Consider the following 16,066-nt stretch of genomic DNA (forward strand, 5'->3'; position numbering starts at 1 on the left):
CCACTCCAAAAGAAAAGCCCCTAATGATTAGGGGCTTCTTTGTTTCTATCTCTACTCTACCCTCACCTATATATATAGGTGTTTCATGCTTGGAATGGAAGTGGTCCGGATTGCTGGGTTAGATGGTCCGGAATCCGGACCATGTTTTAAGGAATTTTCCGGACCATGTACCGATTCGGGAAATTCTCGAAGTTGTAAAGGGTTGACTGATAGGAAATAAAAAAACGGATAGCATAGCCATCCGTCTTTCCCACAACCAAAACACCTAAAAACTATTCTTTCGTGTTAGGTATTATCAACCTCCGTGCCAAAAAAATAAATACCTATGATATAAATATTCCCAGCATTCTTATTTACATAATACAATTATTTGAAAAAGTATTTCGACCGTCTATAGTCAGGACTCATATTTGATTATATCAGATCATACCGACTACCTCGTCTTGTATATGCTTACTAAACAGACAACTACAAAATTATTTCTTCAAATATCACCATTCAACTTATTTCTATGATTTGGAATTAATTCCAAATCATAGAAAAACTGCGCTATAATAATCATATAAAGTATTTATCACTTTTTATTCCAGCTTCACTTGTCTGCTTTGCACAACACTTTCCTCTGCATGCTGACCTATATGGTCTTGTTTTTTGCCTCACGCTAGTTGTTTTGCCGCCTTACGTTTCTAGAGGCGGCGTTTTGCTATTCACTCTCTTCTCCACTGCTTCCATCTTTCTTCCACAGCTCTCCATCTACCACGCTTATGAAAAGAAACATACTCTGTCGGCATGTGTCTACTAGTAGTGCGCGCATCAGGCAACTGCTGGCGCTGCTAGTGTTGTTGCTGGCTAATACCACGGTATTTGCTCAGTTTCCGCGTCAGGTTAGCTTTTCCACAAACGCTAGCTCTGACTTTAACCTGGGCGGCACGGCCAAACTTACGGGTACCAGCACCAGCACTGATGGCGTTCTGCAGCTGACTACCAACGCCACCAACGTGGCAGGCTACGCCATCGACCAGAAGTCCTTTCCGGCGCCCAACGGCTTTAGCATCTCCTTTGAGTTTTTCTCATACGGGGGCAATGGCGCCGATGGCTTCTCGGTATTTCTGGTTGACGCTGATAAGACTACTGCCAGCGAGACAGGTATCAACGCGTTTCGTATTGGTGCCACAGGCGGTTCATTAGGTTATGCCCAAAAAAATGCTGCACCAGCAACCGGGCAACCGGACCTTAGAAGTCCAGGCGTACCAAACGGCTATATTGGCATTGGTATAGATGAGTTCGGTAACTACGCTAATCCGTCGGAAGGTCGGGTAGGCGGACCCGGCTCACGACCAGATGCGGTGTCGATACGCGGCGCTGGTATAGGTACGGACTACAACAGCACAACGGACTACCCTTACCTGGCGGGCAGCGGCACGCTACCCTTCAGCTTGGACGTAGGTACGGCCGGGCGTGTGACGGATCCTCTAAATCCAAACTACCGCCGGGCCTACATTGATGTTGTACCTCAAGCAGATGGCACCTATAAGATACGGGTGCAAATTCAGCACGGCACGGCTATTCAGACGGCTATTGACAATGTAACCGTCCCAAGACCTCCGGCCAACCTACGCATTGGCTTTGCCGGCTCTACGGGGGGTAGCACCAACTACCACGAAATTCGGAACCTAGCGGTATTGCAGTCACCAGTGGCCACCGACGACCGGGCAGGCACCCGGTACGACCAGCCGGTTACGTTCAGCGCCATTGCCAACGACCTATTCCAGTACAGCACATTCAAGCTGGGCGGTGTCGATCTGGATCCTTCCACTGCTGGTATTCAGTCTACCTATACTGTGGCTGGCAAAGGGACCTTCACCGCAAACGACGAGGGGCAAGTGACTTTCACCCCCAGCGGCACCTTTTCGGGCATTGTTACGATTCCGTATACGGTGCAAGACCTGGCAGGCAGCAACGCTAGCCCCATCTATCAGTCGAACCCGGCCAACATAACGGTGGTGGTATCTGGCGCCGATGTAGCCACTACCATCAGTGGCCCCACGGCCGCCAATCCGGGTGCTTCGGTTACGTATACCGTTTCTACCGTGAACATCGGTCAGGAAGCGGCCCTGAACGTAGTGCCTACGCTGCAGTTGCCAACCTCGGCAACTAATATTGTGATGCCTGCTAACGCTACCCGAAGCGCTTCCAACCTGATTACGTTTCCGGCCATTGCCAGCCTGGAAAGCAGCGCCCCCCCGGTGGCGCATACCGTTACATTCACGATGCCCAACAGCGGCAGCGTGACCGGAACAGCCACTTATACTGCTTCTACCCCCGACCCCAACCTCGACAATAACTCGTCAACTCTCACTACGAATATTATAGGCATCAGCAACGTAACCAGTGGCTGCGCTGCTCCCGGCCAGGATGGTGCTGTAACGCTTACAAGCACCTCCGAGCCCAACACTTACTATCCGGGTCTGAGCGTTGCAACCGATAAGAAAAGCATTGTGCTGGGTACTGTGCGCAATGCTACTGGCCTGCCCATCACGGCTGGCGACCTGCTCCTAGTAATACAAATGCAGGGAGCAGATATTAATACGAGCAACACTACCGCGTATGGCTCAGGCGCAACCGGCAACGGCGGTTCCGGCAATCTGTCGTCTAACTACTCTGCTGGTCAGTATGAGTATGCCATTGCCGCTAGTGATGTTGCCGCAGACGGCACTGTACGACTACAGGCCGCTCTAACGTACTCCTACAGCAATCAGAACTATTCTGACGCTACCGGCGGGCAGCGTCGTTTTCAGGTCATCCGCGTACCGCAGTATGCCTCCGTTATTGTTTCCGGTACTGTAACTGGTTTGCCCTGGAATGGTACCACAGGTGGCGTACTGATAGTTGATGTAGCCGGCCAAACAACATTCTCTACCGGCGCGGTGCTGGATATGAACGGCAAAGGTTTCCGCGGGGGGAGTGAAAAGCAATTTACAGGCGCCTCTGGCTATGCATCCAATGATTATCGTAATGTAGCTGTTACAGGTCTAGCTGGTGCACACGGTTCGAAGGGCGAAGGCCTTGCCGGCACACCGCGTTACGTTAATAACGCAGGCAGTTTGTTGGATACAGGTGTAGAAGGCTATTTCACTGGAAGTGTAGGAAGCGGTGCGCCTGGCAATGCAGGCGGTGGTGGCTCAGATGCTACACCGTTAACTAACCTAGGCAACACCGGCGGCGGCGGTGGCGGCAACGGTGGCAACGGCGGCAATGGTGGTAAATACAGCAGCGACGCTGCCTCTCTAGGAGGAGTAGGTGGGGCTAAAGGTGCTTCTGCTTCTGCCAACCGTTTATTTCTAGGTGGTGGCGGTGGCGCTGGCAGTAGCAATATGGCTGCTTCTACCATAGCCAGCGGTGCTACTGGCGGTGGCATCATCATTATACGGACCGGAATGGTTAGCGGAGCAGGTACGCTTCGGGCTAACGGCAATGATGCCGCTACGAACAGCACCGGATCTGGCGGTGGCGGTGGCGGTGCAGGTGGTACGGTCATGGTAGTAGCTCGCACGACGACAAACATGAGCAATATCGTAGTTTCCACAAATGGCGGTAAGGGAGGCAGCGCAACAGCTGCCACTACCAGTCGTGGCGGCGGCGGCGGCGGCGGCGGCGGCCTGATCTATGCTAACAACGCTCTGTCTCTCGTCTCTTCCAGCCAAGGCGGTACAGGTGGTGACACAAGAGTTCTTGGCCTTGCTAATGCAAAGGGAACAGATGGTGCACCGGGAACTATCAGCGCCGCTACTACTACCAGTATTCCGACCGGTATATCCAGTACCACCGACTGCTTGCCCATCCTCACGGCTTCGCTGGCCACGTCCACACCGCAGCTCACCCGCAGCAGCACTAGTGTTAAACCAGCTACGTACATTATCACAGTAACCAACTCGGGCGGCCAAGCCAACAATGTATCGGCGATGGTAACGATGGGTAACGGCACCAGCCGTACTACTGGTGGTTCTGAGGCCGGCACAGCCAACGGTTTGATCAAATACAAAGCCGGTAGCGCAGTCGTAAAACTTACGGCGGCCGATGGTACTGTCACTCAGCTGTTGGCAGTGGCCCGACGCGGGCAGGCTGCTTCTGCGCAATACACACAGCCTACTGCCGATTCTTCTACGCCCACGTTCAGCAATATCACGATGCCCGCGGGCTCTACCCTCACCATTTCGTACGTAGCCGAGGTGGCTTCCTCCGCGGTGAATAATACGCCTTACCAATCGGGCGTGAAAGTGATATACCCCGACCCTACTCGCACGAGCGATGCCAACTGGGCCTCTCCGGGAATTATGTATACGGCTATGCCAACCACTGCCGTACCCGGCAACAACTACGTGAGCACCAGCTCGATGGCCGAAGACATCATTATTACGCAGCCCCTACCCGTCGAGCTGAAGCAGTTCAGCGTAGCTGTTATTCGCCAAGATGCACAGCTGACGTGGAGCACGGCCTCGGAAAAGAAAAACGACCGGTTTGAGGTGGAACGCTCGTTGGATGGGCAGGTATTTGAGCGGATTGGTACAGTGAAGGGCGCAGGCTACAGCGCGCAGACGCAAACCTACCACTACCTCGATGCAAACGCTGCTCGCCTGAGTGTGGGACACCCTCTGTACTACCGCCTACGCCAGGTGGATATGGATGGCACCGACGCCTACAGCCCCGTACGGGCCATCCAGTTTGATGCGGCGCAGGAGGCCACTGTCAGCGTGTACCCTAACCCTACCCAAACGCAGGCCACACTGGAGCTAACCAGCCTACCAGCCGGCAGCTACCAGGTACGGATTCTGGACCTGACGGGTCGTGTGCTGCGCGAGCAGACACTGGCGGGCCAGCAACTGCACCAATTGTCTGTAGCAGAACTGCCAATGGGCACCTACTTGGTGCAGGTGCGCGGCGCCAATACCAACCTGACGCTACCGTTGTTGCGGAACTAGTCTACCCTGCACGCAGGTTGAAAAGCGGTCCGGCACCTTGCCGGACCGCTTTTTTTGTGCATTTTGGCCCGTTTCTACCCTGCTGAAGGGTAGGGCGCTTTTATTTTCTCTGTTTTTTGTTCCGATGGATTCTCCCCAACCCGAGTTCATGCGCGAAGCCATTCGCCTTTCTATTGAAAAAATGCAGGCCGGTCACGGTGGCCCGTTTGGTGCCGTGGTGGTAAAAGACGGGCAGATTATTGCCCGCGGTTTCAACCAGGTAACTAGCACCAACGACCCTACCTGCCATGCCGAGGTAGACGCCATCCGGAAAGCCTGCACGGCGCTGGGCACGCACCAACTCGACGGTTGTGATTTGTACACCTCCTGCGAGCCGTGCCCCATGTGCCTGGGTGCCATCTACTGGGCCCGCCCGCGGCGGGTATTCTATGGCAATACCAAGCAGGATGCCGCCGCCATCGGCTTCGACGACCACTTTATCTACGATGAAATTGAGCGGCCATTGGCTGAGCGTAGCATTCCGATGGAGCAAGTGCTACCCGAAGAAGCCATAGAAGGATTCAAGGCATGGCAGCGGCACGAAAGCCGTACTTCATACTAACCGCACGTAATTGCATAGCTGGAGATGAATATGATTTATTCTGTTTTATCTCCGGCTATAAATCGTGTTTTAACCTCATATAATACAATATAACAAGCCTTTATGGCTTTCTAATTGATACATACTGGTCTGTACGTTCTATCTACCGACCAGCTTGAAAACTTATTTATTTTATCTTTTCCTACTGTGCTTTACGTGCCGAGCCCTGGCGCAGCAAGGCAGTTGGACACCCGCTAATGCGGATTTGTCTTATCCGCGCACGCTACTGAAAGCCGCTGAGCTCCCCGCCGTGCAAAGGTCCTTAACGCTGCCGGCAAACCAGGCACTCTATACCGGGCTGTTCAATAGCATCAACACCCCACCACCTACGGATACGACCAGCACCAGCGGCCGGCGCAGCCGGGCTACGTTTGCTAAAAACACGGCCTTTGCGCTGCTACTCAACCGGCACCCGGCGTCTGCTGGGGGGCTGGAGCCACTACCGGCCAACCAGCGCGCTACCCTGCTCACCAACGCCACTACCTTGCTGGCTACCCTCAACTTTCAGGTATCGGCCTGGCCATCATACACTGACTGGCAATGGCGCTCCAAGGAGCTGATAGACTACCTGATAGCGTATGATTTGCTGCGCGGAGCCGGCGTGCCGGAAATGGAACTGACCATTGGTCGCGCTAAGCTTCAGAAGTTTGCCGGCAACCTGCACCGGCAGTCAGTGGCTTCTATCTTCGGCTTCACGTTTTATAGCACTGTCAAGAACAACCATACGCTGATGACGGCGGCGGCATTGGGCATGGCGGCCGTGGTGCTCAATGATGCCACCAGCACCACCGCCAGCCAGCAACCCGCTACCTGGATTGCCACCGGACTGTATAACATCGACAATGTACTGTGGCAAGACGCGCAACGGCAGTCGGACCCAACGGCGGTGGCGGGCTATGCTGAGGGGCCATATTATTTCAAGTACGCGTTTCTGAATTGCCTGCCTTTTTTTCGGGCGATGGGGCATTTTTTGCCGGCCGGCTCCCTACCCTATACCTTCAACGGCACCACGCGCAACATCCCCAACCCCTACTACGACCCGCGCTACGACCGTCTTTACCAATGGATATCGGCTATCCTGATGCCCGATGGCCGCTTTCCAGCGTTGGAAGACTCCTATGTGGATATGGGCATGCCCGAGTTGGCCCTTACCGGCAACCCGGCCTACGCGCGTCCGCTGCACCTGAGTAAGCTGGCGCCTACCCAACTAAACTCGCTAACGGCCCAGCTCCGCGACGTGACCGTAGACATGCGCGCTGCCTACCTCGCCGCCAACGTAGCCCCTACCCCTGGTCCATCGGGCACCCTTACATCTTTACCACAAAGCGGCAACCTCATCTTCCGCTCCGGCTCCGACTCACTGGCTTCCTACCTCCACCTTTATGGCAAAAGCCAGCAGGCCCGTACCACCTCCGGCGGCCACCGCCATACCGATGCGGGCAGCTTTGTGCTGCACGCCTACGGGCAGTTGCTGGCCCTGGACGCCGGCTACCTTAGCTTCGACCGCCGCAATGAGGTAAAAGAAGCCACCAACCACAACATGGTGCTGGTGGATAACGCTGGCCCGGCCTCGGATGCCACCAGCGCTGTGGGCACCGTGCAACGCGCTTTCCAAACCGAAAACCTCAGCTACGGCGAAGTGCAGTCTACCTACGCCGGGACCACGATTACGCGCAAAACGCTGTTTGTGCGCAACAGCTACTACCTACTGGCCGATTTTGTGCAGTCCAACGCGCCGCACGCCTATACGTGGCAGCTGCACGGCTATGGGCTGGAAAATGGCACCACCGCCACAGGCACCTTCCAAAGCACCCTCGGGTCCCATGAAGGCACCTGGTCTAAAAACGGTGTGCAACTGCTGGCTCACGTAACGGCTACGGCCGGCGCTACCAATTACGCTACCACTACCAGCGCCCACGAACTCACCTACAATACCCCTGAAAACCACACTACCCTGCTCGTACGCAAAGAAGGTAGCGCCCAAACGCAGTTTCTGGCAGCGCTTTACCCATACACCGCCGAGCCTACCCTCAGCCCCAGCACCACCAGCACGTCCACTACCGCCGCGCTGGCCCTCACCTCTACCTTCCAGGATGTAGTGTTTGCGCAGGCCGATACAGTGTTGACGCAGGACGAAAGCGATTTGCTTCCCCAAGCTGTTAGTGCCGATGGCCTTCTGACTTTTTATTCGCTGGATAAAGCCAATCGATTTGCGCAACTCTTTCTCCAACAAGGCACTACCATACGCTACGGCTCCACACCTGTGCTGACTTCGTCGCGGCGAGCCGATATCAGCTGGCAGCGTTTGAGTAGCAGTTTATACAGTGGCTACGTTAGCCGTGCCACCACCCTTATGCTGCCACTTCCCACAGCACCTCAAACCGTGACGGGCACAGGTGTAGCAGCGTATCAATACGATGCGGCCGCGCAGCAGCTCCGCATTACCCTGACGGAAGCCACCGACTTTCGGGTGGCGGCTACACCCGGCACGCCCCTACCCGTGGTACTGGCCAGCTTTGAAGCGCAACGCCAACCAGCAGCCGTACAACTGCGCTGGCAAACAGCCTCTGAAAGCCAGAACCGCGGCTTCGCTGTGCAACGCTCCACCGATGGCGTGACCTTTACCACTGTGGGATTTGCGGCCGGCGCGGGCGCAGCACACCGCTACGCCTACCACGATGCCACGGCCCCGCAAGCGCTGACGTATTACCGCTTGCAACAGCAAGACCATAATAGCACGGCTAGCCACTCACCGGTAGTGGCTGTGGCGGCTTCCGCTGCTACCCTATCGGTCGCCCCCGTTCCTGCGCAGGATTTTCTGACAGTTTCCTACCCCCATTCACCAATTGAAATCCGCCTGACGCTGTTCGATCAGCACGGCCGAACCATATTACAGCAGAGCTTCCGCCAGCAAACCCAGCTCAACGTTTCGGCCCTGGCAAATGGCTTGTATATACTGCGCGCCACTGACGCCGCCGGACAGCCGATAGGACAGGCGCAACGGGTGGTTGTTGCGCATTAAACAAACATAGCAGAAAACACAACGGCCCGCATCCAGTACTGGATGCGGGCCGTTGTGTGTGCAGCGGGCTTGTTAGAACTTGCCGCCTTTACCCATGCCACCCATCATGCGGGCCATTTGGGCCATACCGCCTTTGGTTTGGCTCATTTTGTTCATGGTGCGCATCATTTTGCGCATGTCCTCAAACTGCTTCATCAGGTTGTTTACCTGCTGGATGTCGGTGCCGCTACCTTTGGCCAGGCGACGACGGCGCGAACCGTTTAGCAGCTCGGGCTGGGCGCGCTCCTTGGGCGTCATGCTTTTGATGATGGCTTCGATAGGCTTGAACGCGTCATCGTCAATATCCACGTCCTTGATGGCTTTGCTCATACCCGGAATCATGCCTACCAGGTCCTTCAAGTTGCCCATCTTCTTGATCTGCTCCAGCTGCGAGAGGAAGTCGTCGAAGTTGAACTGGTTCTTGCGGATTTTCTGGTTGATGCGCTTGGCTTCGTCCTCATCGAACTGCTGCTGGGCGCGTTCTACCAGCGAAATCACGTCGCCCATGCCCAGGATACGCTGGGCCATACGGTCGGGGTAGAACAGGTCGAGGGCCTCCATCTTCTCACCCGTCGAGATGAACTTGATGGGCTTCTCCACCACGGCCCGGATCGAGAGGGCAGCGCCGCCGCGCGAGTCACCGTCGAGTTTGGTGAGCACCACGCCGTCAAAGTTCAGGCGGTCGTTGAAGGTTTTGGCGGTGTTCACGGCGTCCTGGCCGGTCATGGAGTCCACCACAAACAGGGTTTCGGAGGGGTTGATGGCCCGCTTCACCTGCTCAATCTCGCGCATCATCTGCTCATCTACGGCCAAGCGGCCGGCGGTGTCGATGATGACTACCTTTTTGTTGTTCTGCTTGGCGTAGGCAATGGCGTTCTGCGAAATCTCAACGGGATTCTTATTCTCCACTTCGCTGTATACCTCTACCCCAATCTGCTCGCCCAGCACCTTTAGCTGGTCGATGGCGGCGGGGCGGTACACGTCGCAGGCCACCAGCAGCACGTTGCGGTTCTGCTTCTTGATGTGGTTGGCCAGCTTGCCGGCAAACGTGGTTTTGCCCGACCCTTGCAAACCCGAGAGCAGTACCACGGCCGGTTCACCCTTAATCACGATGTCCTGCTTCTCGCCGCCCATCAGCTCGGTCAGCTCGTCATAGACAATCTTAGTCATCAGCTGACCCGGCGACACGCTGATGAGCACGTCGCGGCCCATGGCCTCGTCCTTAATTTTATCGGTTACTTCCTTGGCTACCTTATAGTTCACGTCGGCATCCACCAGGGCACGGCGGATTTCCTTCACGGTAGAAGCAACGTTGATTTCCGTGATGCTACCCTGACCTTTCAGGGTTTTAAACGCACGGTCGAGTTTGGTGGAGAGATTATCGAACATCGGTTGATGTAGTGTTTTTCAATGAGGTGAGGGGCTACGCGGCTGGCTATATAGTATTCACTGGCACAGCCCGCTACCCTACTCGTATGGCGGGACGCCTTTTCTTTATCATCAGTGTACTGCAGAACGAGCCCACAGAAAGTTTACAAAATTAGCCAGAAAACCCCGGAAAGCCGCGGCTGCGTACCTTCGCGCCTCCATTTGAATTATGCCGTGCCCGTGTCTGCCCTGCGTCCGCTTCGTTTGCTTGTGATTACGTACTACTGGCCGCCTTCGGGTGGGGCCGGCGTGCAGCGGAGTCTGAAGTTTGTGAAGCACCTACCGGCGCTGGGCGTAGAGCCTACCGTGGTGACCGTGGACCCCGAGCGCGGCGCCTACCCCGTGCTGGATGAGTCGCTGCTGGCGGAAGTGCCGGCCGGCGTGCGCGTGCTGCGCACCGATACGTCGGAGCCGTTTGGCAGCTACAAAAAAATCACGCGGCGGGAGCAGATTCCGTATGGCGGCTTTGCCAACGAGAGCAAAACGAGTTTCACGCAACGCCTGTTCAAATTTGTGCGGGGCAACTTCTTCCTACCTGACCCGCGCCGGGGCTGGAACCGCCATGCCCTGCGCGCGGCAGCACAGCTGCTGGCCCAGGGCGAGCAGTTCGACGCGGTACTCACCAGCTCGCCTCCCCACTCCACCCAGCTTATTGGTCTGGAGCTGAAAAAGCGTTACGGTTTGCGCTGGGTGGCCGACATGCGCGACCCGTGGACGGATATTTATTATCAACAGGAGCTGCACCAAACAGCACCCGCCCGCTGGCTCGACGCCCGCTACGAGCGCCAAGTGCTGGAGCAGGCCGATATCGTACTGACTACCAGCCCTGATACGCGCTGCCTGTTGCTGGGCAAATCGAAAAAGCTGACTCCGAGCAAGTTCCACGTCATTCCCAACGGCTACGACGAAAGCGACTTCCGCCAACTTTCTACCCCCCCTCCCGACGCGCTGCTTATTACCCATACCGGTACTATTTCGGAAACCTACCACGTGCAGGAGCTGCTGCGCGCCGTGGCCGCGTGCGCGCAGCAGTATCCGACGGTGCCCTTGCGGCTGCGCTTTGTGGGCAAGGTGTCGGAGGGGGTGCGGCAGCAGGTAGCCGTGGCAGGCCTAGCCGACCGCACGGAGTTCCTGCCCTTTGTGCCGCACCACGAGTCGGTGGGGTACCTGCTGCGCAGCACGGCCCTACTGATGGCCATTCCCGACGTGCCGAACAACCTAGGCATTTTGCCGGGCAAAATCTTTGAATACTTGGCGGCCCGCAAGCCCATCCTCTGCGTGGGCCCAGCCGGCTCCGACGCCGACGAGATTCTGCGCCAGTGCGGTGCGGGCCAAGCATTTCCTTACCTCGATTACACCGCCATGCTGGCCTACCTGGAAACACTGGTGGCGCAGTGGCAAACCAATTCTAATCTGGATTTGCCGGGCAACGCGCACACCCGCTATTCTCGCCGCGCCCTCACCGAGCAGCTGGTGAAGCTATTGTAAGGACGCTTGGCCGACACTCTTACCGTAAGCTTGCGGGCAAATAGCTCAATAACTGCGCTTTCCAATCGCGCCAGCCGGAGCGGGCTAGCTTCCTACCCTGCCACTCGCTGATGGCCGTGGCCAGGCCCTGGGCCAGGGTGCGGTAGTGCGCCCGCTGGTAGTGACGCAGGTTGTTGGTGACGTCGGCGGGGGTATGGATGAAGTCGCGCACGTCGATGAGGTAGCAGTTCTCGGCTTCGGCCACAAACTCGGCCAGCACCTGGTTCATCTGCTGATGCCGGGCTTTGGCGCCAGTTTCGCTGGAACCGGGCACGTCTATTTCGGCCCCATTAAGAAAGAAAATCGGGACAGTGGCAGGCACTTGGGCACGCAGCCAGCGCAGGTTTTGCCGAAAATCAGCTGGTGTTTCCTGACCGATACATGTAAACTCCTGCTGAAATTGGCGCAGAAAGGTCTCATCCATCCCCTTGAATTTTCGGCGGGCATGTTTGGCAGCTTGGGTAACGGGGTCCTGCGCCGTTAAGTCGTAATACCCCCCAAAAGGCACCACTATTCCTGAGTTGTTTTCGCGGTACAGCTCTTGGGTATAATCCATCAATGGGCTGTATATCAGCGCGTCGTACTTGCCATCCCACAACTTGGTATCGAAGGCTTCAGCCCCCAGGAAGGGTAGACGCGACAAGCGTTGCCGCTCTGATGCCGATAATTCCCTACCCTGGCGCAGTAGCTCCAAGTGCTCTACGTGCACGGGTATCTGGTTTTCATTCACGTAGTTGAATTCCTCGGTAATTTCCAGCTGAAACGCTTGCAAGAACGGCGTGAGCTGGCCCAGGTCGCAGCCGCCTTTCAGCAGCACCCGCAGGCGCGCAGCGGTATTGCCAGGCGTAGCCGGAGCGGATTGCTCTTGGCTTGGCGTTACGATGGTAATCCAGTCGGGGCGGTCGGTTTGGTTGAGGTCGGTGGCTACCTCGCCTTGCACCTCCAGACGTAGAAAACCCAAATGAGCGTAAGTAAACTGCTCGACACCCAAATGCAGGATACGGCAGGAAAACACGAACTGTATCAGATGGTTACTATCCAGCCCCACCGCATATACCCCCACCAAGCCATAGTCGCCGAACTGGTCGCGCACACGCACGGTGCCCCAGCGCACGGCTGGGTTCTGAAAGCTGACGTGCAGCTCCTCTTTAGTGACGAGCTGCTTGGTGAAATTCAGTTGGTTGGAGCGGTTGATAAGTTCTTCTATGCGGTCCAGATCGGGCAGCACCGCCGCGCCTTCCCGAAACTCGATCTGCACCTGCGCGTCGCGCAAAAAGGCCAGATTGTCGTGGTAGGTGGCACGGGCCTGCTGCTGGCGCTCCAGCAGCTTGTACTGCTCCAGGCGCGAGAAGGTAGGGTCGGGCTTACCGGCGGCGCGAAGCTGGGGCGCCAGCTGAGGTAGGTCAATGGGGTCGGCTACTTGCAGGGTAGGGTTGTAGTAGAGTGCCTCGGCACGATTTACGGGGTTGTCGTCGAGGAACAGCGCATTGGGAGCCCGCAGCTGCATATCTTCCAGCAACTGCTTGATAATGGCGCCTTTGGGCTGCCAACTCACCCGCAGAAATACAAACAGGTCGCGAATGCCCAGCTCCGTCAGCTTGGCTTCTACGGGGGCCAGATCGTTTTTGGAAACCACCGTGTGCACTAGGCCGCGGGCAGCCGTATCACGCACCAGCGCCAGGTTTTCCTCTACGGCTTCTACCGCGCCCTCCGAGAGCGTACCACGCCAAAACGTATCGTCCAAATCCCAGATAATGAGTTTAATAGGCTCCGGCATAGCAGTCTTCGTTGTTCGTATTCGGTTTTCGGCGGTATAGGGCCTACCCTTGTAACCGGCAAAGCTACTGAGTGTCCCGCGAAACGGGCAGCTTGTCATTTCGAGCGCAGCGAGAAATCTGGGTTACGGACTGGAGAACATACGCACTTATATGGCAGCCGCTGAGAATTGTAAAGATGCTCATGCTGTGTCCAGCTTAACACAAGTCGGCCAGATTTCTCCCGTTGGTCGAAATGACAGGCAAACGGCCACACACTTTCCCCCATCAACGAACAACTGCGTACTTTTGCCCTTCTATCAATTCCTTATGGCCCTCGATCTTAATCATAAATCGGTGCTGCTGACAGGCGGTACCGGCTCGTTCGGCAAGCAATTCGTACGCACCGTACTGGAAAAATTCCCACAGGTGCGGCGTCTCATCGTCTTCTCGCGCGATGAGCTGAAGCAGTACGAAATGGCGCAAACCTTCCCTACCGCACAGTACCCGGCCATGCGCTATTTCATTGGCGATGTGCGCGATGCGGCGCGTTTGCAACGGGCCTGCGAGGGGGTAGATATCATTGTACACGCCGCCGCCCTTAAGCAGGTGCCGGCCGCCGAGTACAACCCCATGGAGTGCATCAAGACCAACATCTTCGGGGCTGAAAACGTGATAAACGCGGCCCTGGACTGCGGCGTGAAAGATGTGGTAGCCCTCAGTACCGACAAAGCCGCCGCGCCCATCAACCTCTACGGCGCCACCAAGTTGTGCTCCGACAAGCTGTTTGTAGCGGCCAACAACATGAAGGGCAGCCGGGATTTGCGCTTTTCGGTGGTGCGCTACGGCAACGTAATTGGCTCACGTGGGTCGGTGGTACCGTTCTTTTTGCAGCAGCGCCACACCGGCGTGCTGCCCATCACTCACCCCGACATGACGCGCTTCAATATCTCCCTCGACGAGGGCGTAGACCTGGTGCTGTACGCGCTGGAGCACGCTTGGGGCGGCGAGATTTTCGTACCCAAGATTCCTTCTTACAAGATTACGGAGGTGGCCGAGGCCATCGGTCCCAATTGCCGTCAGGAAATTGTGGGCATTCGGCCGGGCGAGAAGCTGCACGAGGAAATGATAACCGAAACCGACTCCCTGAGCACGGTGGAACTACCGAAATACTACGTTATTCTGCCCTTCACGCCCATCTGGGACGTCGATAAATTCATTCAGCACTTCCACGGCCAGCGCGTGCCCGTGGGCTTTCACTACGACTCGGCTAACAACGAAGAGTGGCTATCGGCGGAGCAGATTCGAGAGGAAATCCGCCAGCACGTGGATGCTAGTTTTGAAGCGGTTTAGAATGGTTGAACAGCTAAATTCGTCTGTCATCCTGAGCTTGCGAAGTACCTTCTCACGCTAGGCGGACTTCGTACCAACGACTCATTCACATGTGAGAAGGTACTTCGCTTCGCTCAGGATGACAGGTTTGTAATCAACCACTTCTACCCTCACCCCCTATGCCTACCCCTCCCATCCCCTACGGCCGCCAGCACATCACCGACGACGACATTCGGGCGGTGACGGAAACGCTGCGCTCCGACTACCTCACGCAGGGGCCGAAGGTGGCGGAGTTTGAGCAGGCTTTTGCTGAGTATATCGGAGTGCGCTACGCCGTGGCCGTCAGCAACGGTACGGCAGCCCTGCACCTGGCGGCGCTGGCGCTGGGCGTGCAGCCCGGCCAGCGCGTGATTACCACGCCCATTACGTTTGCCGCCTCAGCTAACTGTGTGCGCTACTGCGGGGGCGAAGTGTATTTTGCCGACATCGACCCGGCAACGGCGCTGATTGACCTTGCTGCCGTGCGTCGGCTACTCGAAGCCCACCCAAAAGGCCATTTTCACGGCTTGATTCCGGTGGATTTTGCGGGCCTGGCCGTGAATCTGGAGCAAGCACGCCAACTCTGCGACGAGTTTGGGCTGTGGCTGCTGGAGGATGCAGCGCACTCGCCGGGTGGGTTCTTCGTGGATAGCCAGGGTAGGGAACAGCGCTGCGGCAACGGCCAGTTTGCCGATCTGGCCATCTTCTCGTTTCACCCTGTCAAGCACATTGCCATGGGCGAGGGCGGCCTCATCACCACCAACGACAAGGCGCTCTACGACCAACTCTTGCTGTTGCGCACCCACGGCATCACCAAAGACGCCGACCTATTGGAGCAGAACGACGGCGGCTGGTACTACGAGATGCAGACGCTGGGTTTTAACTACCGCCTACCCGACATGCTGGCCACCTTAGGCCTCAGTCAGCTCCACCGCGCCGATGCTGGCCTGGCCCGCCGCCGGGCACTGGCCGCGCAGTACGATGCCGCATTCAGCCAGACAGCAGGCGTGCAAACGGTGGCGCCCGGCCGCACTGGCCACGCCTACCACCTGTATATTATTGAGGTAGAAGATCGTAAGGGCTTATACGACTACCTGCGCGAGCGGCAGATTTTTGCGCAAGTACACTACATTCCGGTGCATCTGATGCCCTACTACCGCGCCCTGGGCTGGCAGCCTGGCGACTTCCCCCACGCCGAGGCCTACTACGCGCACTGCCTCAGCCTGCCCATGTTCCCTACCCTCACCGACGAGCAGCAGCAGTATGTAATAGACTGCGTGCGAACCTTTGTAGCAGGGTAGTTTTA

Annotated in this window: 8 protein-coding genes; 6 read left to right on the top strand and 2 right to left on the bottom strand. The window is 56.7% G+C overall.

Annotation, left to right across the window (positions count from 1 at the left end):
• Window positions 1-791: 791 nt before the first annotated feature.
• From MUN82_RS22285 to MUN82_RS10355, 3 genes are all read left to right on the top strand, one after another.
• Window positions 792-4,979 (top strand): T9SS type A sorting domain-containing protein, encoded by a 4,188-nt coding sequence (locus tag MUN82_RS22285; protein WP_262922856.1) that lies wholly within the window; start codon window positions 792-794, stop codon window positions 4,977-4,979.
• A 124-nt stretch (window positions 4,980-5,103) separates the two neighbouring features.
• Window positions 5,104-5,580, top strand: coding sequence for a nucleoside deaminase (locus MUN82_RS10350; RefSeq protein ID WP_245097248.1), 477 nt, complete (start codon window positions 5,104-5,106; stop codon window positions 5,578-5,580).
• Window positions 5,581-5,869: 289 nt separating this feature from the next.
• Entirely contained in the window at window positions 5,870-8,641 is a 2,772-nt protein-coding gene (locus MUN82_RS10355; protein ID WP_245097250.1) for a T9SS type A sorting domain-containing protein, read from the top strand.
• Between the two features lie 72 nt (window positions 8,642-8,713).
• Here the strand turns inward: MUN82_RS10355 and ffh are convergent, their stop codons facing one another.
• Window positions 8,714-10,069: a signal recognition particle protein gene (gene ffh, locus MUN82_RS10360; RefSeq protein ID WP_245097268.1), complete on the bottom strand. Its 1,356-nt coding sequence runs from the start codon at window positions 10,067-10,069 to the stop codon at window positions 8,714-8,716.
• A 219-nt stretch (window positions 10,070-10,288) separates the two neighbouring features.
• On the opposite strand from ffh, the gene MUN82_RS10365 reads away from it, so the two are divergent.
• A complete protein-coding gene (locus tag MUN82_RS10365; protein WP_245097270.1) occupies window positions 10,289-11,596 on the top strand; it encodes a glycosyltransferase family 4 protein in 1,308 nt (435 codons plus the stop codon).
• Between the two features lie 19 nt (window positions 11,597-11,615).
• Here MUN82_RS10365 and MUN82_RS10370 read toward each other — a convergent pair whose 3' ends face one another.
• Complete coding sequence (locus MUN82_RS10370; RefSeq protein WP_245097272.1) at window positions 11,616-13,412, bottom strand: hypothetical protein; 1,797 nt, start codon at window positions 13,410-13,412, stop codon at window positions 11,616-11,618.
• A gap of 307 nt (window positions 13,413-13,719) precedes the next feature.
• Here MUN82_RS10370 and pseB point away from each other — a divergent pair, with 307 nt between their 5' ends.
• A complete protein-coding gene (gene pseB / locus MUN82_RS10375; protein ID WP_245097274.1) occupies window positions 13,720-14,742 on the top strand; it encodes a UDP-N-acetylglucosamine 4,6-dehydratase (inverting) in 1,023 nt (340 codons plus the stop codon).
• A 158-nt stretch (window positions 14,743-14,900) separates the two neighbouring features.
• On the top strand, window positions 14,901-16,061 hold the full coding sequence (pseC, locus tag MUN82_RS10380) for a UDP-4-amino-4,6-dideoxy-N-acetyl-beta-L-altrosamine transaminase (protein ID WP_245097276.1): 1,161 nt from the start codon (window positions 14,901-14,903) through the stop codon (window positions 16,059-16,061).
• The last annotated feature ends 5 nt before the right edge of the window (window positions 16,062-16,066 follow it).

This window comes from Hymenobacter aerilatus, assembly GCF_022921095.1.
GTDB classification, from domain to species: Bacteria; Bacteroidota; Bacteroidia; order Cytophagales; family Hymenobacteraceae; genus Hymenobacter; species Hymenobacter aerilatus.